Origin of the sequence: Luteibaculum oceani (genome assembly GCF_007995015.1) — a bacterium.
In the GTDB taxonomy this organism is placed as follows: domain Bacteria; phylum Bacteroidota; class Bacteroidia; order Flavobacteriales_D; family Luteibaculaceae; genus Luteibaculum; species Luteibaculum oceani.
Genome location: NZ_VORB01000011.1, coordinates 63,859 through 84,497, shown reverse-complemented (window position 1 = coordinate 84,497; position 20,639 = coordinate 63,859). Strand labels below are relative to the sequence as shown.

The following is a 20,639-nucleotide window of genomic DNA, read 5'->3' as shown; positions in this document are numbered from 1 at the left end:
TCTGTTAAACGTAAAATCGGCCACCTTAGAAATCAAATTTTTCGGTAAACGTTAAAATTAAGTAACCGTTGTCAATTCTAGCCTCTGCATTTACACTCCGGTCATCATCAATATCCCTTCCGTTGTCTGCTACAAGGGTGCTATCTAGATCACCGATAAGCGGTTTAGTAGGTTTTTTCTTACCACACCATCTCATAAATTCGCACCTAAAACCAACTCCTCCTCTGCATCTTTTAGCTCTGCTTCCGATTGATACAGTAACACAAAGTCCAAAACCATCTCTGTGCTCAGCAACGGGATCATCCTCACCTTCAAAAATAACCTGGTCTTCAGTGTTGTTTATTTTAAATTTAACCTGACCCGCAGGATTACCGTTAAAGTAGATTTCATTCTCACCAGATGCCAATCTGATTTCAGAAGAATATCCCAACATGGCTGACAATTCCATAGGAATTGAAAATTCTTCTTCGTAAAAAGGTATTGGAGTAGTCCCATTTACTATCCCCATTGGTTTTGTTGTTTCAATTAACTCATTTCTTGACTTTTCACAAGAGAATAAGATAACAATCAATAGCGGTAAGCATATAACTAACTTTTCAATTTTCATTATTTAAATTTTGTTTGTTTAATAAATTGGTTCATGCTGGCCAGCGATGGCAAAAAAAAAAAAAAAATGAAATATTTAATATTTATTTTCAATTAAATTGAAGTTACATGAAAGAATAGTTAAAAGATAATATGTATGGATTGATTATATCAACAAGGAAACCTTAGACCAACAAGAGATATTCAATACCAGGGAAGTATTGGCGATGCGGGACAAATATTTGCAAGACCGAGGAGTTGGACATCAAAAAGTGTGGAACATCCTCCTTTTCCAATTGTGGTATAGGGCGTATATGTAGCAATAAAAAAACCGCTTAACGGAGTTGTTAAGCGGTTTCTGAATTATCAAATCATTTCTCCTAATGCGAAATAATTGGATCTGCATTACCATCGGGGTCGCCAATTACAGAACCTGATGTAGTTGGATTTCCTCCTGTAATAAGCAATACACCCGCGGCGTGAGGAGCGGCCATTGAAGTACCACTAATGGTATTGTAGCCTCCATTTTTCCAAGTGGAGTTCACTGAAACTCCAGGGGCACAATAGTCTACCGGAGGATTGCCGTAATTAGAAAAACTAGCCCAAACATCCGAGCTATTCATTGCTGAAATCGTATATACATTTTGATGATTTACTCTAGCTGGTGAGCTATTGTTAGCATCTCTAGATTCGTTTCCAGCGGCTAGTGCAAACAATATTCCTTGAGACGCCGCATTTCTTACTGCATCATCTAAAGCTTGAGAAGTTGGACCGCCCAAACTCATATTTGCAACATCACCCGGAGATGCAGCACTTGCAACATAATTTACACCAGCTATAACACCAGAGTACGATCCGCTACCTCTAGAATCCAGGACCTTAACACCTACAACCGTAGCATTAGCAGCAACGCCAACTACTCCAATATTGTTATCAATGGCAGCAACAGTTCCTGCACAGTGAGTACCGTGTCCATTTCCATCGTCGGCGTTTTTCGAATCCTTACCAGAACTGATAAAAGTTCTGCTTCGTGCAACGTCTACATTTAAATCTGGATGATCTAAATCCACTCCAGAATCTAAAATCCAAACGGTTTTACCCGTAGCATCCACTGCACCTCCTACTCTCGTAATACCATAGGGAGTGCTTTGCGAGGAAGATCCTCCGTCATCTCCACCACCTTTACCTTTTCCAGGAGGAGGCGCTAACATAATAACGCGATCGGGCTCGATAAACTTAACTCGCTGGTCCCCTTGAATCTTTTCAAGGTCTCCTTTAGAGCTGCGAATAACCGTAGCATCAATCGCCTTTGCCATGGCGTTGAGAACAGTAACATTTTTAGCACCCATTTGCTTAAACAGATCGGAACTAATTTCCATAGCCATCTGCTCTTGCTCAACTGCAGACTTTCTTAAGGCTGCACTCTCGAAGGTTCCATCTTCAAATACAACAATGTATTGATCGGGAATCATCGCTCCGTTTTCAGAGTTGCTCTGAATGGATTTGCTTTGGTCTAACTGAGTTTGCTTTTCAGTACTTAAATCCTCCTTAGAACAAGAGGTCATAAATCCTGAAAAGAAAACTCCCAAAGACCAGGTGGCCAGTAATAATGACTTTCTTTTCATGTATTAAGTTTTTTGTACCCCCGATTTTAATTTAATTCATGGATAAGCGGTTTTATAGCTGGATAAATAAGTTAAAACAAGGGATAAACGTTATTAATTGAAGGGTAAGATACATTTTCTAAAAGATAAATCCACGAGGTTAATTGATGAGTAGTATTTGGGTAGATTTTAATATCCATCAATAAAAATTGAAGAAAACCGTAGGATTTTAGCCCCGAATCTTTGTGAAATGAAATTTCTTATTGCTTTTGTGGCACTTTTGGTCATTTCGTGGTGCGCAGGCACGGCAAAAGGTTTTTACTTGGATAAAAACACCCTTTTCTATTTAAGCTGTGGGCAAATTACCTTCTACTTTCTCGTATTGAGGATAGAGCGCTTTCTTATAAACAAGGTGATAAAACGATAAAGTTTGAGCCAAAAAAAAATCGCTAAACCTAAAGAGACTTAGATTTAGCGATTTTAGGAGTAGCGAGAGAGAGACTTGTTACCGCTGATTCTGGTGTTTACGCTAAAGGAATAAAACGGGCACACTCAACAACCCAGACAGGCGGCGGATCTGTGATGCTCTCTTTTGATTCTTTCGAGTATGATTCGGGAGATGTTTTTGCATCCTCAGCAAATCAACAAGTATTTGAAATTCAGACTCCAGGCAAGTACCTTTTAAAAGCGGGTTGTAAAATAAATAGCCATCTTGGGTCAAGCAGATTGGCCCTTCGCAAAAACGGGGTGATTATAGCCGAAGATGAGAAGTCTACGAGTGAAGGACTTGCAGCTCCGTCCAGAAACATTTCAAACCTTGTTTCAACGGTTATATACCTGGATGCCGGAGATCAAATTTCAGTTTTGCATACATCCAATCTTGCAGCCACAACCCTTTTAGCAAATCCTCATACCTTCCTTATTGTCGAAAGCATGGAGACGCTGGCTCCTGAGCAGGAAACTTACAGCCTAAATGCAGCTACTGAATATTCCTTCCATGGTGTTTATGCGGATGTTAATGTGAACGTAGGAGGTCCAGTGGGAAGCTCTGGCCATGGGATCATTGTTTATAAAACAACGGGCTCAGGATGGGGGTTTGCCGAGAGCTATCAAGTTAATGGTCGCGGTACTAACCTTCTTGGCTTAACCATGGGTAACAGGGTTTTGTTGTTTCAAGGTATGTTCAAATTTAATCCAGCTGTTCAAACCTAGTTAAATGTTACGCCTAGCGTGCCCTTGTATTTAGATCTGAATGGTAAGCCAAGTAAAACCCTCCAACGGATCCAGCTAGAGTGAAAAGGTTTATTGGATCCAATTTGGGAAACAACGTATTTTATTTTAACCCTGTCAGTTCATTCACGATACTATAATGCCTGTTTATCTCGGAAATATCAATCAGAACGGTAACTCAGCTTTGAGGTACAACAATGACTTTGGCAACTTTGAATTTGATGTTGACAACGAAGTTGATCCGAGACGACTCGCCAGGTCGGTAAACGGCATTCTGACTAACCGTGGCAAGCAATCGTTAAACCCGGATGATCCTGAGATCCTTATTGCTGAACTTTCACTTCTAAAAAAGGAGTTCATTTTCTCAGCCGTGGAATTTCGAATGACTGGAGTTTTAAAGGCCCACGACTATGCCGGAGATTATGGATCCTTTGTATTCAGAGCCGGCCCTATCACCATAACCCATAATCCCACCACGGATCAACAAAGAAACTTCGAGTGGCTTGTCCGAGTAACTGGAGAGCAAAAGCAAACTGCGAATCAATCGCTTTTGCGTATTATGTATTCAGTGGTTTTAAACGTGGATCTTGTAAATCCCCAAAGGCGTGTTTTAGAGTGTTTCCAAGAACTTCTCATTGTTCCTGACGATCCATTTGCTCATGAGTTTTACGCGCGAGCTATCCACCCTATTCAAACCGACAACCATTCTTTGTTGTTCAAAAATGTTGCAGCGCATATTTTCTAAACCACTTTTTTCGCTTTTCCCAATAACCCAAAAAGCCCCGACCGATAGGACGGAACTAGGAATGGGTTTTTTATGGTTTAAATTGCTTTCATGATTCTCGGTAGATCTGATTTAATCAATTAGAAATAATTAGATTCCTATAAATTAAACTTCTTGCATTGAGTCATTAAAACACATTTGCTTTTTAAAGGATTCAAATATAGAATACCGTGAAGATTATTGAAATTATAAAAATGAACAACTCACTTAATCAGAAATCGAAATATAGTTTAATGTTGTTTTTTTTTGTTTACCGTTGTAGCCACAACTAAAACCAGTTTTATAACATGAAAAAAGTTCTGTTTTTTGTTTCAACCGTGTTTGCTTTTCAAGCATGTAAAAAAGTTGACCTAGAGAGATCTACAGTCTCAAACTCCCTTCAATCTGTGAATTACGGGGTGGTCCACAATGAATACATGGATAACCTGTTAAATTTCCAGGCGGATACGACCATTACTTCATTTAGCGACAAGAAAGATTATGTAATTGACTTTCACACATCTTACTCTTCTCAAAGCAGTCTTAGCGCTTCTGATCAAAATGACGTAAATAGTTCATTGAATGATTCAAAGGATTACCTGGATCTTCAAAAATTTATTGATCAAGCAGTGTATGGAGAAGGATCATTTACCAATAATTATTCCGGAAGTTATTTTAAACTTTATTCAGAATTACTTACTGATTCTAAAATTTCAACTTTGCTAGCAACCAAAATGATTGAAATAGGAAAACTAGCAAAACAAAATCTAGATGGGACCCTGCCTGATGATGCTCTTTATAATTCACTTAAGTTAATGCAAGAAGAAGTGAAAATAACTGGAATTACAATAGATCAAGGTGAGCTGGCATACTTGCAATCTGTGTTGGATATCGGTGTATCATCTTATGAGTGGTGGAGTGTAAACAGCTCAGAGATTTCAAATCACTACAAGGTTGCTCCTTGGATAATTGCAGACCTAATCGGAGCTGGCTTTAGTGGTGGAATAGCCCTTCTTGTACAACCAGACGGGGATATTAACTGGAAGGCCGTTTTAGCCGCTGGATTAGGTGGTGCTATTGCATCATCTACAGGAGGTGCATTGAGGATTGCAAGATATTTATTCGGATGAGAATTTTAATATTTGTTATCACGATAATTGGCATTCCGTGTGGTATGTTAGCATTAAACTGGGTTTCAATTTCTGAAGCAGTATACATAGGAATTGCAATTCTTGTAGGCGCAATTGTATCAAATCTATACTTATTGAAGAAGAAGTAAACTTGTCTATACAACCGAAACTGATCACCTTTTGATAACTACATCTGGGTGATCAGTTATTTTAACCACAGTTATATTCGGTTATATTATTTAGCGTCGATAATTCGTAATAATCAAAGCCACGGCGCATCCTTGAATTGTTCAATAGCCATATTTTGAATTCGCTTTGCATAGATTTCTGTTTGACTTACAGAATGATGCCGATTCTGTTCCTTTAGTAATTCAAGACTAACACCCTTGGCCAAGAGTTCTGAATTTCCAGTAGGTTTTAATGAATACAACTTCAATCGATCTGGCAATTCACAAGCGGCCTTAGCTTTGTTGAATCATGTGTTTATCCTAGTAATTGCAATTTGCTTCTTCCCTGGTTTAAGATCTCGGCTAATTAGTAGATAGTCTTTAGGATAAGCCCTTAATATCGGTGTAAGTAATTCAATCAACTGTGTACTAAGGGTAACGGATTTAGATTTTCGGTCTTTAGCCTGAGATCCTTTTATGTAAATAATGTCGGATCCAAGGTCAAAATCCCCAATAGTGAGTCGCACAATTTCTTGTGGTCGAATAAAGCAATGATAAACTAGGAGCACAACGATAAACAACTGAGGATCATTCTCTTTCACCCAGTTGGCTAATGTTCTTTTTTGATAATCATTCCAGAGAATAATTTCGCTTTGTTGCATTGGTAATGATTTCAGCCTTGCAAATGGATTGTCCTTTATAACATCTCTCTCGATAGCATCTTCAAATAAGGTTTTGATGAAACCTAATTGAAGGTTGTAAGTCTTGGCGCTCCATCCCCTTTTTTGGTGGGTTCCTCTCAAATATTGTATTGCATGCGATTTGGTAAATTGGGTTGTATAGATCTTTTCAAACGCATTTCGTTTAAGCCATCCTTTAAGGTGCTGCAGGGCATTTCTAAAAGACAAATAACCCCTATGAGTGCAATAGTTTTTTTTTCGCTCCAGGGCCAATTCAAGGGATTCTATTACAATCTCTTTTTTTGCCTTTTGTTTTGGTGCCTGGTTAATGATCTTACCTTCTTTCAAAAGCTTGTTTATGCTTTTAACCAATTTAGCCAAAGCAGCATACCGTTCCTCGGCATTTAAGGAGTTTGGAACGTATTCGCGTTTGCGAACTAGCTTATTGAGTTTTGAATCGTAAGTGTAGAAATATGCAAACCAGCGTTGTGAAAGGTCGCCTTTTGCATCGTAGATTTTAGCTATTTTGTAGAGCTTGAAATGGGCCATTTGTCGCAGTTTGTCGCAACGGGCCGTTTTTTTGTCGCAAATGAAGGGTAAAAAATGCTGAAACCTTTTTGGGAGTTGGGTTTCAGCATTTTGACAGTAGCGAGAGAGAGACTTGAACTCTCGACCTCAGGATTATGAATCCTGCGCTCTAACCAGCTGAGCTACCTCGCCATTTTTCGAGGCGCAAAGGTACACTTTTTTCGTACCTACCAAAAAATATTTTTTCTTTTTTCTCGCTTCTTATACTGTGAAAAGCTATTTATTTTAATATATTTAGCCGCATTAGAGAATCTGTCTATGGAGAAAATAGAAATGGAATTTATGGTCCGAAGCTCCACCTCGGTCCTTTACGATATGCTTTCTACCCCATCGGGACTTTCAGAGTGGTTTGCCGATGATGTAAATATTAAAGATGACATCTACACTTTTATGTGGGATGGAAGTGAAGAGGAAGCTAGATTATTAAAGAAAAAGAAAGGCGAATACATTCGCTTTCATTGGCTGGATCACGATGATGAAGATACCTACCTAGAAATGCGAATTAAAGTTGATCCAATGACCAATGAAGTTGCGGTAATTGTTACCGATTTCGCCGATGAAGACGACATTGAAGAGACCAAAGAGCTTTGGGAAAGTCAAATTGGAGAACTTACCCATCGACTTGGGGTATAGCTTTAGCGAAAACAATGTATTTTTGGGCACCTAAATCAGGTGCCTTTTTTTTTATGCAAAATTTTGTCTCTTCGAATTATACAGTTGGAATACTTGGTGGTGGTCAGTTAGGAAGAATGTTAATTCAATCTGCCATTAGCTTCGACCTCAATATTCATATTCTAGATCCCAACCCCGAAGCCCCCGCTTCAAAATATGCCCATCAGTTTCAATGCGGCGATTTTAGGGATTACAATGCGGTGGTAGAATTTGGAAAGTACTGCGATTTAATTACCGTTGAAATTGAAGATGTTAATACCGATGCACTGCGAACACTGAAAAAGCAAGGCAAAGTGGTACATCCCGATCCTGATGTATTAGATTTAATCAGGGACAAGGGTAATCAAAAGGAATTTTACGCCGAGAAAGGACTTCCCACCGCTCCATTCAAACTATACCCTTCCACCAAAGAAATAATAGGCGATATAAATAGAGGAGAAATAGCACCTCCTTTTGTTCAAAAACTAAGAACCGGTGGATATGATGGTAAAGGAGTGCAAATCGTTAAGGACACCCGGGAGTTAACCGAGTTACTCCAAGGACCTTGCTTAATTGAACAGATTGCAAATATTGACAAGGAGCTTGCTGTAATTGTAGCGGGAAGCGATCACAATAACGAAATTACCTGCTTTCCTCCGGTAGAAATGCTTTTCGACCCGAAGGCCAACTTAGTTGAATTTTTATCCTCCCCTGCTGATATTGACGCCGAAACGGCCAAAGAAGCGCAGGAAATTGCTGTCCATTTATACAAGGAAATGAACATGCGCGGATTATTAGCGGTGGAATTATTCCTGAATAAAGATGGAAGTATTTGGATAAACGAAGTTGCTCCAAGACCTCATAATAGTGGTCACCATAGTATAGAAGGAAATTTAACCTCTCAATTTGAGCAGCACCTTAGATCTATATTAAACGCACCCCTAGGAAATACAGCAATAAAAAAACCTTCGGTTATGGTTAATTTATTAGGGGCCGATGGAGAAAAAGGACCCGTTTTATACGAAGGATTAGACGAAATCATGGAGCTTCCTGGGGTATACCCACACCTTTATGGGAAAAAAGAAGTTTCTCCGTTCCGTAAAATGGGACATGTAAGTTGCGTTGCCGAAACAAGAGAACAAGCAATAGCACTTGGAAGAGAAGTGAAAGAAAAAATTAAAGTAGTAGCTAAAAAATAAGCGATGGTAGGAATTATAATGGGAAGCGATAGTGACCTTCCGGTAATGAAGGCAGCATGTGAAATGCTGGAAGAACTTAAAGTTCCCTACGAAATAGATGTTGTTTCTGCGCACCGAACACCTGAAAAAATGTACGATTATGCTTCAAAAGCGCACGAAAGAGGTTTAAAGGTGATTGTTGCTGGTGCTGGTGGTGCAGCGCACCTACCAGGCATGGTGGCTAGTTTAAGTCCCCTACCCGTTATTGGTGTTCCCGTTAAATCTTCGAATTCTATAGACGGATGGGATTCGGTTTTAAGCATCCTACAAATGCCTGGTGGGGTACCCGTTGCAACGGTAGCTCTTAATGGCGCAAAAAACGCGGGTATATTGGCCGCCCAAATTGTATCGGCTGGAGACCAGGAATTGCAAAAAAGAATTATCGAATACAAGAAAGGGCTGAAATCTTCCGTTGAAAAGAAATCAGAAAAGGTAAAAACGAACTACCATCCATGATAAACCCCTTACTTATAGTTGGGTTCGCAGTATTATTAGGCTTTTCGCCAAAGGATAATCCAAACAAAAAAACCGTGGAGCGAATTGGCGTGGCTACGCATGTTGTGGAGAACTCTATCGTATACAGAGAAGAACTGTCCAAATCTTTCAAAGACCAAACTATAACCGTAAATGCGATTTATAAATCGGGAGAACGCGTTTTCGGGGTAAAGGAAATTTCATGGGACGCCAATGGCCCCAAAAATTACAAGTATACCAATCAGCAAAAAGGGTACAGCGAGGGAATTACAAAATTAAGTTCAACCAAATACTCAGTTTTCACCACTTCAGGGGATAAGAAAAAAGAAAGTACACTCGAAATTGACGGAACTGTGGTTTTCGATGAGTATTTAGTTGCTTGGACTCAGAATAATTTGAAGGCAATTACAGCTGGAGAAGAACCTGAAATTAAAATTATTGTCCCAAGACGACTAGACTACTACAGCTTTATTGCAAAGGGAAAAATTGAAAAGTCTGGGGATTACGCTATTGAAATTGTTGCTGACAACTTCATTCTTCGTCAAATTGTGCAACCTATAAAGTTGAGGTTTAACGCGAAACAAGAATTGCTTAGCATTAAAGCAATGAGCTATATCCACCCAGTTGAAGAAGATCTTCAACCCATTTTGGTAAAATATCAATAAATCCAAACAAGCACCTTGTTCAATAAACTAAGCATACTGACATTTAGGGCGTTTTTTGGACCATTTCTTGCCACCTTTTTCCTTACCCTGTTCATTTTGGTGATGCAGTTTGTGTGGAAATACATAGACGATTTAATGGGGAAAGGACTGGAATTTACCGTGGTAGCAGAACTATTACTCTATGCCACTGCAAACCTGGTAACCCTTGCCCTACCCTTAGGAATACTTTTGGCTTCCATTATGACCTTTGGGAACATGGCTGAGAAATATGAGTTGGTTGCACTTAAGTCATCTGGGTTATCGCTATTTAGAATTATGCGTCCCATGCTTATTCTGGTGTGTATACTAACGCTTAGCGCATTTCTATTTTCGAATTATGCATCGCCAGTAGCCAACCTAAAATTTAAGACCTTATTGTGGGATGTTACAGAGCAAAAGCCTGCCTTAGAGCTCAAGGACAACATATTTTATAACGGAATTGAAGGCTATAGTATTCGAGTTAAATCTAAGGATAACGAAACAGGGCAATTAAATGATGTACTGATTTACGACCACAGAGAAGAAAACAAGGGGAATACCTATGTTATTAGAGCGGAATACGGCTTTATGAGTAAATCGGCAAATGGTCAGCTATTACTGCTTACCCTCTACAATGGCGATAGTTATGAGGAAGTAGCTAAAAACCCGAGGATGGTTAGTAATTTCCCACACGTTCGAAATAATTTCAAAAAACAAATTATCTCCTTTGACCTAAGTGGATTTAACCTTACCAGATCCGATGAAAATCTGTTCAAGCAAGGTTATCAAATGCTTAATTACAGGCAGCTAGAGCATGTTGCTGACTCCTTAGACCAAGTTAAGGAGCGAAAAATTGAAAGTTACCTTGGGTATCTTGAGCGCTCTATTTGTTTAACCGCAGATAGTGCCGTTTTAAAGGAACCTACTAGTCCTGCTACCTTTGGTCATTTGTACGATAGTGATGTTAACAACATCATTATCATGGCTCAAAACCAAATCAGAAATGCAAAAGCCTACGCGCAGCGAACTGATTACGAAGATGAAACAAGACAAAAAACAATAAACCGGTACCGCGTTGAAAAAACGAGAAAAGTATCGCTTTCTCTTGCATGTATTATTTTGTTCTTCATTGGTGGACCATTGGGAGCCATTATAAAAAAAGGTGGAATGGGAATGCCAGTGGTGTTTGCAGTCATCTTTTTCTTGGTATTCCACGTCTTATCTATGAGTGGAGAAAAAATGGCCATTGCAAACGTAGTTTCTGTGCATACAGGAATGTTTCTAAGTTACTTTGTATTGGTGCCCATCGCAATCTTTGTGACGATAAAAGCCAACCAAGATTCGGCACTTTTCGATGCGGCTAGTTACCAGAAACTACTGTCCAAAATCCCCCTAATAAAGAAAACAGTTAAATGAGGATATTACAGTTAACCGTCAAACCACCCTACCCTGCTGTTGATGGCGGTTGCATTGCAATAAAGAACTTTTCTGATATCATTTTGGAAGGCGGACACGAATTAAAAATTCTAAGTCTAGCTACCCATAAACACCCCTTTGTTCCCGAAGAAATTCCTGCTGATTTTAGAGAAAAAACCGATATCGAAGCGGTTTATGTGAAGACTGAAATCAATTTCATCGATGCATTCTCCAGCTTTATTACCATGGATTCTTACAATATATCCAGGTTTTACTCAGTAGATTTCGATGCCTTACTGGAGGAAACCCTTCTGGGTGCAGAATATGATATAGTGCAGTTAGAAAGTCTTTTTATGACGCCCTATATTTCCACCATTCGCAGGAACTCACAGGCAAAAGTGCTTTTACGATCGCATAATTTCGAGCATTCTATTTGGGAGCAAATCGCTGCAAGAGAAGATGTTAGATTTAAGCGATGGTATTTGAAGTTTTTGGCCAGCAGGCTAAAAAACTATGAATTAGAAATAATGGACTCCTTGGATGGAGTTATTGCCATTTCTACTGCGGATGAAAAACGATATAAAAATTTAAAGACCAAGCGACCCGTTTCTTGTATCCCATTTGGAATAGAAATCGACGATTACCCCTTCGATACCGAGGTGAATAAAATTCCAAAATTATTTCATCTGGGCGCCATGGATTGGCAGCCGAATATCGATGGAATTCACTGGTTCCTCAAGCAGGTTTGGCCCGATCTGTCCATAAATCAACCCCAAGCGGAACTGCATTTAGGTGGAAGAGCTATGAACATTGAGGAGTTTAAGGGGTACGGATCTCGAGTTTTCCTTGAGGGAGAAGTGGAGTCCGCTACAGATTTTATGCTCAGTAACGACATCATGGTGGTTCCCCTGCATACGGGTGGAGGTATCAGAATTAAAATTCTAGAGGGCATGGCCATGGGGAAAACTGTGGTTTCCACAAGTATTGGTGCTGAAGGTATACACGCTAATGATGGCGAAGAGATATTTATTGCCAATTCTGCCAATGAATTTGTTGACATCCTGAATAAACTGTTAACCGATAGAGAAAAAGTGAGGGAAGTTGGAATTAATGCGCGCAGTTTCGTTCAGCGAAATTTCAACAAATCTGTTTTGCGAGAACGCTACGAAAGCTTTTGTATCGATTTAACAAGGAAAACCACCGTAAGCTAACTACCTTTGTAAAAGTTTGGAAACCAATTCGTATAAAGCTGGTTTTTAGATTCAATAAAATTTACCATGAGTAATATTAAACTTGATAGCATCGAAGATGCATTAGCAGATATAAAAGCCGGAAAAATTATCATTGTTGTTGATGATGAGGATAGAGAAAATGAAGGCGATTTTTTAGTTGCCGCAGAATTTGTTACCCCAGAGGTAATCAATTTCATGGCTAAACACGGTAGAGGACTTATTTGTGCGCCTCTTGTTGAGGACCGTTGCGACGAATTGGGTTTAGACCTGATGGTACAAAGCAACAACGCAGCATACGAAACTCCATTTACCGTTTCTGTTGATTTAATTGCCGACGATACCAGCACTGGAATTTCGGCTTCAGATAGAGCTAAAACAGTACAAGCATTAATTGATCCAGAAACTAAACCAAGTCAGCTTGGAAAACCGGGTCACATTTTCCCGCTAAGAGCCAAAAAAGGAGGGGTTTTAAGGAGAGCTGGACATACGGAAGCGGCAATAGACTTTGCAAGGTTAGCTGGACTTAAGCCAGCTGGAGTTATCGTTGAAATAATGAATGAAGACGGTAGCATGGCTCGATTACCAGAATTAAGAACTATTGCGGACAAGTTTGATATGAAACTTGTTTCTATCGAAGACCTCATTACATACAGATTGGCCAAAGAATCGCTAATCGAAAGACAGGTAACCATTAAAATGCCAACCGAATGGGGGGATTTTAATTTAACTGCCTACAAGCAAACTACCAACGGTCAAGAACATTTAGCACTGCATAAAGGCGAATGGACTAAAGACGAAAAGGTATTGGTACGCGTTCACTCCTCTTGTGTAACCGGAGATATTTTTGGCTCTTGCCGCTGCGATTGTGGTAAACAACTGCAAAAATCCATGGAAATGGTAGAAAAAGAAGGCAAGGGACTTATTGTTTATATGAACCAAGAAGGCCGTGGAATTGGGTTGCTCAATAAATTAAAAGCCTACAAGCTTCAAGAAGAGGGATTAGATACCGTAGAAGCCAATTTAAAGCTGGGCTTTAAAATGGATCAGCGCGATTACGGAATTGGTGCACAAATTATCCGTGATATGGGGGTTCAGAAAATGAGGCTAATGAGCAACAACCCAACCAAAAGAATTGGTTTAGTAGGTTACGGACTGGAAATTGTAGAAAATGTAGCTCTTGAGGTTGAAGCCAATGAGCACAACCGTTTTTACCTAGAAACCAAAAGAGAAAAAATGGGCCATTCTCTAAAGTTGGGGAATAAGTAGTTAGAAGTCAGGAGTTAAGCGTTAGGGGTTGTACCCTGATTAGCGTTGATTATTCACCAGTATACCAGATAACCGGAAATTTTGATCGATGGGATCCACCTTCGAAATAACAAATTCAATTATTAATTTATGCTGGCTAATAGGACCATTGAGAACTACTAACCATTCAACTACTGACTATTCAACAATTGACCATTCAACAATTGACTATTCAACTACTGACTATTCAACTATTGACCATTGACCACTAACCACTAACCACTCCCCCTTAAAATCAGCGCCTTTTGTAACCAAAAATCATTTGTTTTTTCTTTTCAATCTGAATTTGAACTTGGACCACACCTCTTTTAGGTTATCGAATTCTGTACTGTAGGCCACACCAACTCCTTGAATAAAAGGAAACAAGTTACTACCGGCATAGGTATTATCGGCAGTTTCGTTAAAGGCTTTTAAGCGAACTTTACCATCCTTAGTTAGCGCATACTCGGCCGAGAAATCACCTATCAACCCGTTGGGATTACTCGTTGTTTTATCGGTTACCCCAAGGTTACTGCTAATGGTCATACGCTCATTTAAAACCTGGGTTGACAAACTAACAGCCACTTCCCTGCTGGTTACCTGATCTCCAGGTCGAATATTTACCCCCATATTAAAATCGGAGGAGATTTTTGAAAATATATTGCTCAACTGGTTTGATAAAAGCTCTGATGTTGGTGTTCCAATATCAGATCCCAAACGAGACGTTTCAGATCCTGCTACCGCATTTAATGGTTTTACAAAACGGTTTAGCATCAAAAGGGAAAACACCTGTCGGTTCATTTCCTGCTCGTTATTCACCACAGATTTCACCTGACCACGAACGAAATCATCCGCATTTGGAAGCAAAATATCGAACTCGATATTGGGGTTTACTAGCCTATCTGTAAGTTTCATTTGCAGAACAACAGGTTCACGACGTTTAAACCTTTCGTCGGGTGTGGGCATAATATCATACAAGGGTGCTCGAACCACGTATTCGGCTTTTAAATCCAATATTGCCTCATAAGGATCTCCATACCAGTTTATGGTACTTCCCTGTTGAATATTAAATTTCTTATTAATCAAATTTTCCAGCGTAAATAGGTAATCTCCGTCCGACACCATATAGGTTCCATACATTTCGAAATTACTTTGCGCATCGATATCCATGGTGATATTTCCACTTCCCGTTGCAGAAATCACATCACCAACCGTTTCATCAAAAATCAGGTTAACCTGAGCATTTGGATTTACATCCAACTTAAAATTCAGACTTAATCCAGATAAATCCACTGCCTTATCTTCATCCCTTTCGTCCTCTGGGGAAACAAACTCAACATATTCCAAGTCTTCTAACTCTTCCGCTTCGTCGAGAGGAATATTTATAACGGTACCTTTTTCTGGACTAACCGACACCTCAATCGCTGTATTAGCAGCATACCCGGAAATACCAATTGTACCGGTAACGAGTGCCTTTCCAAAAAAGGTAGAATTATCGAAACGCTGCGTATTAAGCGCAAGGTTATTTTTTAGATCGGCAAAGAAATCGTAGTTCCAATTGGTAAAATTATCGTGGAATACCGTACCGGTTAACTTTGCGGTTCTGTTATTGTCGTCCTTAACGGTAATATAATTCACCCCTATATAATCGGGTTTTACAACAATTTCATCAGTGAAACCATAACCACATTGCAGGTACGGGATAAACGCATATCCATTTTTAATCATCATTTTCCCTGCAATTTCAGGATGGTCTAGACTACCCTCTATTTTTAAGTTACCAAATGCCTTTCCTCTTATCCGCGTTACATCTTCGGTAAATTGATTGTTCAAAAAAGCTAGATCAAACTTATTGAAGTCTACATTTAAATTAAGGGGTGCCTCTAAATCTGTGTAGTAATAACCGTAAAACCTGGCTGCACCACCCCCAGTTTGATTTATGGCCCCATCAAATCCCACTTGGCCTAGGTCGTCTTTCTGAGTCGTTTTAACCTTAATGTTTCCAACATCCTTTCCATTCATCCACAACCTATCGATAGTTAGGTCGGAGACCAGAACAAGCGAATCTTGCTTTTTATCGAATTGGAAATTACCGTTGGCGACCCCTTTAAATTCGGGAATATCGTCGCCAAATAGATTGAAATTACTGAGCTCAAAATTCTTAAGATCCAAGTTGAAACTCGACCTTTCTAATTTGGAGGCAAACACACCAGTAAAATTCAACTCCTGGGTATTATTTAAAAAAGCTAAGTTATTGAAGTACAAACCAGTACTATCCCAATAGGTGCGAATCTGACTACCTAAAGTCCATTGCTCATTACGAATAACAGCCGAAGAGGGTAACCAGTCTACCCTCCCCTTATTTTTACCCTCAATTTCAATCAAGCCACTTAACTGGGCATTGGTTACACCTGGATTATCCCAGGTAAGAGAAGCTTGAAAGTTGTCTGAAACTCCTTTTAGAGAGAAATCCAATTCACCTAAAGCCACTTTAGGCCCCAGTTGCACATCTTCTGAATTGACCCATAAATCTGTTACAGGACCATTTTTAGAACCTTCGGTGATAAGCTTTTGAAACACATTTTCGCCGTAGGATATATTTTGGCAAACCGCATTAAATCCAACTTTATTCCCATAGCTACGGTAGTATCCCAGCAGCTGAAAATTACCTTCGAAATTAAAGTCTCGATTAAGTACACCAGAGAGCAGTTCTGCATTGGTTAAATAGCATTCAATGGTAAAATCCTGACTAGGTCCTGTCCGTTGCTTTCGTTTAGGTTCGGTAAAATATATGGCGCTTATATCCGCTAGTGTTTCATTTAAGTCATCTACCAAAGTTTCTGGGTACACCTCGCCAACAAGTTTAAGAGAACCAACCGTTGAGCTAATGTTTATCTCTCGTTGAGGTACATTTCTGGTGTATAACTCAATATTTCCTAGGTAAAACTCTTTGTACTTATTACAGTAGGAGATATTTCTGGCCTTTGCGGTTCCAGTAAAATTGGAAAATTCATTTCCCTTGGCATTAATATCCACCCTACCCGTAAATGCGCCCTCTATGGTATCGCTAAGCCAATTTAAGGCCGATAAATTAACCTGGTATAGATCCGCTGTAAAGTCGTAGAGCGGAAGCTTTTTTCTAAAATCCACCAACCCTTTAAAATTGATATTAAGATTGGGATCCAGGGAGTTAAACTCTCCATTAAAGCGCCTATCTCGGAACTTCCCGTCAAGTTGAAGGTCGCGGTATTTATATTCTTTTACTGTGAGTTGTTTTACCCTCCCCTTTACATTTGCATCCAGTGTTTCTTGGGTAAGACCTACTCCATTAACCGTTAGCTGGGCTGTTAATTTCCCTAGAGTTTTATTGTTGAAATAGGCCCCTAAATCAAATTCCTTTGACCTTAATTCTCCGCTGTACTTAACAATTTCTGATTCACTATTTAGGGATAAATCTGAATCTAAGTTTCCTATCTCTGATTGTAGCCTTCCGTAAGCCACAAAATCGTGAATAAATCCGCTAAAAGATCCTCCAAATTCAATTTTACCCAGGGATGCTATGTTTTCTGGAATGATACTTCCCTTTTCATTTACCAATATTGAAACGGATTTCAAGTCTCTGTAATCGGTTACAATCTGATCGATTTCGAAATCGATATAGGTTTGTTCAATATCCGGCAAACCGTAAGTATAGAATTTACCTTTAAACACAGATTTTTGCCCCCAGGAAAATTTCATGTCGTCTCCGGTAAGCTCTGAAATAGGCCCTTTTATGTTTCCAGAAATGGTAAATTGATTATATAACTTTTTAAAGGAGGGTACAAACACCGTCAGATCAGATGGTATTACCGTAGAGGGTTTCAGACTCCCCTCCAAAACAACTTTATTATTAAAGTCTGAAAAATCGGCAGCACTATTGTATTTAAACTTGAGATCTCCCTGAATTAATGAAGATTTAGATCTAAGGGTAAAATCTTCGAAATACATTGCGTGGTTGGTGTAGGCGTAAACCCCTTGATATCGCTCTAGATAAAGGCCTTGAGGTTCAATAGCATGAAGGGTATCGATATTCAAACGAAGCGAGTCACCCCACAATCCAAACTCACTAATCGCGGCATTTATTTCCTTAACGTGCAGGTTAGAATAATCTATATCATCAATTAAAGTGTCTCTGGCGCCAGTCAGATAAAACTTCCCCCCCATTAATTGAACACCATCTATTAGCATTTTAAAGCTTGTAGAATCCGAACTTTCGCCGCCTTCGATCTTCTCTAAAACACGATCTAAATTCGTTAGACTATCATTTTCGGGTGTATGTATTCTAAAAAGGAAATTATTTAACTCCGAATTCCCTAACACCAATTCGTTCTCCAAAGAAATAAATGATCGATAGGAAGTACTAACAAAATCAGAGTACAATAGCGTGTCGCCCCTGAGGTCTTTTACCATTAATCCCGAAAGTTTTATGGTATTTGGGAAACGAACCGTTAAAGACCTAATATTAATATCTATTCCCGTTTCTTTCTTAAGGTAATTTGCTGCTAAATTTGCAGTGAAAGTTTGAAAGCGATCTACATAAAACAGAAGAAAGGCCAGTGTAATCAGTAAACTGATTAATACCGCCAAAGCGATTCCTATTTTTTTGAGTTGTTTTATGGCCTTTAAATTCTTTGCAAATGTAATGATAACGAATAAAGACAAGGTTTACATATTAGGAATAGAATCTTCGTGCGACGAAACTTCGGTTGCAGTTTTGCGAGGAAACAAAATGTTGAGCAATGTTATATGTACTCAGGAGGTGCATGCCAACTACGGAGGGGTAGTTCCGGAGCTAGCGAGCAGAGCACATATGAAAAACATTGTTCCAGTGGTTGATGAGGCTTTAAAGAAAGCTGGCATTAACAAAGAAGAGTTATCGGCAATTGCTTTTACAAGAGGACCTGGATTAATGGGAGCCCTTCTGGTAGGTGTCTCTTTTGCAAAATCATTGGCGCTAGGTCTGGATATCCCTCTTATCGAGGTAAACCACATGGAGGCTCACATTCTTGCCCATTTCATAGAGATGGAGGGTAGATCTATCCCGGAGTGTCCATTTATATGTTTAACGGTTTCTGGGGGACATACTCAAATTGTTAAAGTGAATAGTCCTCTTAGTTTTGAAATATTAGGGGAAACGTTAGATGATGCTGCAGGTGAAGCTTTTGACAAGGGGGCCAAGTTAATGGGCCTACCCTACCCAGGTGGTCCGCATATCGACAAGCAAGCAAGAGAAGGTAACCCCTTAAAATATGAATTTACCAAACCCTCGGTACCTGGATATAACTACAGCTTTAGTGGATTAAAAACTGCCCTTCTTTATTTCTTGGAGGACGGTATGAAGCAAAATCCAAACTTTATTCAAGAGCATATCAACGACATTTGCGCATCATACCAGCACGTTATTGTAGATTATTTGCTAGACAAGGTAAAGGCAGTTTTAAAGGCCGAAAACATCAACCGTTTGGCAATTGCCGGAGGTGTCTCGGCCAATTCCTATTTGAGAAATGCACTTAAATCTTTGGCCGAGGAAAATGGTATGGAATTATATATTCCTGAATTTCAATTTTGCACAGACAACGGTGCTATGATTGCGATGGCCGGTTATTTTAAGTACCAAAATAAAATCTTTAGTAACCAGGCAGTTACCCCTAAAAACAGGATGGCATTGCAAAAATAATCTGCGTTAAAAGTCAAATTTTAGTTTAGATTAGCCTTGTAAATAGTGAAATATGAGGCTATCTAAAATATTTATCCTTCTACTCACGTTCGTCACTCTCTCTTGTGATAATTGTGTGCAAAAAGAGATAAAAGTATATCTAAACTTTGTCGACGCCAACAACCAGGAGGTTCAAACGAATTTCGATCGGGTATATGGATTAGGTGGAAAGGGAAACTGGAACTTATCCTCTACCGGTTACATCCCGCTAAGCTTGAGTGCCGATTCCACCCTGTTTTTATTTGAAAGAGGGGCACAAGTAGATACCCTTTTAATTACGTACGAAAGACACATTAGAGAAACAGCAAGCATAAACGAAGGCTACTGTATGCGCTTAATCTCTGAGCGACTAAAGCAATCTAGTTTCGATGTAACCTGTGTGCAGTTTGGTAGCGGCGTGATGAATTCTTGCGGTTCTCATAACTACGAAATAACCCTGCGCTATGAATAAGTTTTTAATCTGCCTACTTATAGGGTTTCAGGCACATTTTATTATGGCCCAGGAAACCAACCCTACTCCCCAACAATATGGTCCAATGGGGTATTCTAGCGATGAATACCCTTCGGTTCAGGTCGGAGTAGATTTAAATGGAATGGCTTTGATGTCGATTTTTGCAGCTGCTGCGGATTCTACCATACACCGTTTCAGACCAACGGCTAAAATAATTTGGCGTCCAACAGGAGTGCTATTCCTAGAGTCTATGATTGGCTACGAATCGGCCAAATACAAGCAAAAGCTAAGAAACGTAAACAACTATAGAAGCGCCGGAACTTTTTTAAAGTTTGCGTTTGGTGTCCAGACCAAAAGTCAAACCATGTCTTTCGGAATTGGATACTTCTATTCTTCTTTCAATCAAACAGGAATAGCAACCTTTGGAGGAGAATATTTTCAACCCGGTGAGTTTGATATAGAGAATAGGCTGATATCCAATGGAACCTACATTCGGATTTCATCCAAAATTCCATTGAGCGATAGAATGCGACTCGAAATTGAACTCGATTTTAGCGCTGGACGATTATGGAGTAAAAAGAAAGGACCGTTTTTCAACCAAGCATATTTAGTTCCTGGAGTTGGAAAGGTTATTTCGAACGGTATAGATTACGGGGCTTTTACACCATTTTTCAACTTGCTATATAGACTTTAATTAAAGCTAAATGA

17 protein-coding genes and 1 tRNA gene are annotated in these 20,639 nt (G+C 39.4%); 13 read left to right on the top strand and 5 right to left on the bottom strand.

What is annotated here, in order from left to right; genetic code table 11:
* Positions 1–25: 25 nt before the first annotated feature.
* Positions 26–607 (bottom strand): hypothetical protein, encoded by a 582-nt coding sequence (locus FRX97_RS11345; RefSeq protein WP_147015335.1) that lies wholly within the window; start codon positions 605–607, stop codon positions 26–28.
* A gap of 358 nt (positions 608–965) precedes the next feature.
* Positions 966–2,210, bottom strand: coding sequence for a S8 family peptidase (locus tag FRX97_RS11340; protein ID WP_223266619.1), 1,245 nt, complete (start codon positions 2,208–2,210; stop codon positions 966–968).
* A gap of 558 nt (positions 2,211–2,768) precedes the next feature.
* Here FRX97_RS11340 and FRX97_RS11335 point away from each other — a divergent pair.
* From FRX97_RS11335 to FRX97_RS11325, 3 genes are all read left to right on the top strand, one after another.
* Positions 2,769–3,401, top strand: a complete 633-nt coding sequence (locus tag FRX97_RS11335) for a hypothetical protein (RefSeq protein WP_147015334.1) — start codon at positions 2,769–2,771, stop codon at positions 3,399–3,401.
* A 157-nt stretch (positions 3,402–3,558) separates the two neighbouring features.
* On the top strand, positions 3,559–4,164 hold the full coding sequence (locus tag FRX97_RS11330; protein WP_147015333.1) for a hypothetical protein: 606 nt from the start codon (positions 3,559–3,561) through the stop codon (positions 4,162–4,164).
* A gap of 326 nt (positions 4,165–4,490) precedes the next feature.
* Positions 4,491–5,312 (top strand): hypothetical protein, encoded by an 822-nt coding sequence (locus tag FRX97_RS11325; protein WP_147015332.1) that lies wholly within the window; start codon positions 4,491–4,493, stop codon positions 5,310–5,312.
* Positions 5,313–5,787: 475 nt separating this feature from the next.
* On the opposite strand, the gene FRX97_RS11320 is transcribed toward FRX97_RS11325, so the two are convergent.
* On the bottom strand, positions 5,788–6,708 hold the full coding sequence (locus FRX97_RS11320) for a tyrosine-type recombinase/integrase (protein WP_147015331.1): 921 nt from the start codon (positions 6,706–6,708) through the stop codon (positions 5,788–5,790).
* A gap of 97 nt (positions 6,709–6,805) precedes the next feature.
* Positions 6,806–6,879: transfer RNA gene (locus tag FRX97_RS11315), tRNA-Met, on the bottom strand.
* Between the two features lie 126 nt (positions 6,880–7,005).
* Between FRX97_RS11315 and FRX97_RS11310 the strand changes: the two genes are divergently transcribed.
* The 7 genes from FRX97_RS11310 (at position 7,006) to FRX97_RS11280 (ending at position 13,707) form a co-directional block, all read left to right on the top strand.
* Positions 7,006–7,380, top strand: a complete 375-nt coding sequence (locus FRX97_RS11310) for an START-like domain-containing protein (protein ID WP_147015330.1) — start codon at positions 7,006–7,008, stop codon at positions 7,378–7,380.
* Positions 7,381–7,433: 53 nt separating this feature from the next.
* Positions 7,434–8,597 carry a 5-(carboxyamino)imidazole ribonucleotide synthase gene (locus tag FRX97_RS11305; RefSeq protein WP_147015329.1) on the top strand — a complete coding sequence of 388 codons (1,164 nt, stop codon included), beginning with the start codon at positions 7,434–7,436 and terminating at the stop codon, positions 8,595–8,597.
* Positions 8,598–8,600: 3 nt separating this feature from the next.
* Positions 8,601–9,092 carry a 5-(carboxyamino)imidazole ribonucleotide mutase gene (gene purE, locus FRX97_RS11300; protein ID WP_147015328.1) on the top strand — a complete coding sequence of 164 codons (492 nt, stop codon included), beginning with the start codon at positions 8,601–8,603 and terminating at the stop codon, positions 9,090–9,092.
* On the top strand, positions 9,089–9,775 hold the full coding sequence (locus tag FRX97_RS11295; protein ID WP_147015327.1) for a hypothetical protein: 687 nt from the start codon (positions 9,089–9,091) through the stop codon (positions 9,773–9,775). Before purE ends, FRX97_RS11295 begins: the two co-directional genes overlap by 4 nt.
* Before the next feature lie 15 nt (positions 9,776–9,790).
* Entirely contained in the window at positions 9,791–11,209 is a 1,419-nt protein-coding gene (locus tag FRX97_RS11290; RefSeq protein WP_170227123.1) for an LptF/LptG family permease, read from the top strand.
* Positions 11,206–12,420, top strand: a complete 1,215-nt coding sequence (locus FRX97_RS11285) for a glycosyltransferase family 4 protein (protein ID WP_147015325.1) — start codon at positions 11,206–11,208, stop codon at positions 12,418–12,420. Before FRX97_RS11290 ends, FRX97_RS11285 begins: the two co-directional genes overlap by 4 nt.
* 66 nt (positions 12,421–12,486) lie before the next feature.
* Entirely contained in the window at positions 12,487–13,707 is a 1,221-nt protein-coding gene (locus FRX97_RS11280; RefSeq protein WP_147015324.1) for a bifunctional 3,4-dihydroxy-2-butanone-4-phosphate synthase/GTP cyclohydrolase II, read from the top strand.
* A gap of 297 nt (positions 13,708–14,004) precedes the next feature.
* Here FRX97_RS11280 and FRX97_RS11275 read toward each other — a convergent pair whose 3' ends face one another.
* Positions 14,005–18,351 carry a translocation/assembly module TamB domain-containing protein gene (locus tag FRX97_RS11275; RefSeq protein WP_147015323.1) on the bottom strand — a complete coding sequence of 1,449 codons (4,347 nt, stop codon included), beginning with the start codon at positions 18,349–18,351 and terminating at the stop codon, positions 14,005–14,007.
* Positions 18,352–18,406: 55 nt separating this feature from the next.
* Here FRX97_RS11275 and tsaD point away from each other — a divergent pair, with 55 nt between their 5' ends.
* The 3 genes from tsaD to FRX97_RS11260 are packed head-to-tail and all read left to right on the top strand — an operon-like array spanning position 18,407 to position 20,625.
* A complete protein-coding gene (gene tsaD, locus FRX97_RS11270; protein ID WP_147015322.1) occupies positions 18,407–19,441 on the top strand; it encodes a tRNA (adenosine(37)-N6)-threonylcarbamoyltransferase complex transferase subunit TsaD in 1,035 nt (344 codons plus the stop codon).
* 52 nt (positions 19,442–19,493) lie between these two features.
* A complete protein-coding gene (locus FRX97_RS11265) occupies positions 19,494–19,931 on the top strand; it encodes a hypothetical protein (RefSeq protein WP_147015321.1) in 438 nt (145 codons plus the stop codon).
* Positions 19,924–20,625: a hypothetical protein gene (locus tag FRX97_RS11260; RefSeq protein ID WP_147015320.1), complete on the top strand. Its 702-nt coding sequence runs from the start codon at positions 19,924–19,926 to the stop codon at positions 20,623–20,625. Before FRX97_RS11265 ends, FRX97_RS11260 begins: the two co-directional genes overlap by 8 nt.
* Positions 20,626–20,639 lie beyond the last annotated feature (14 nt).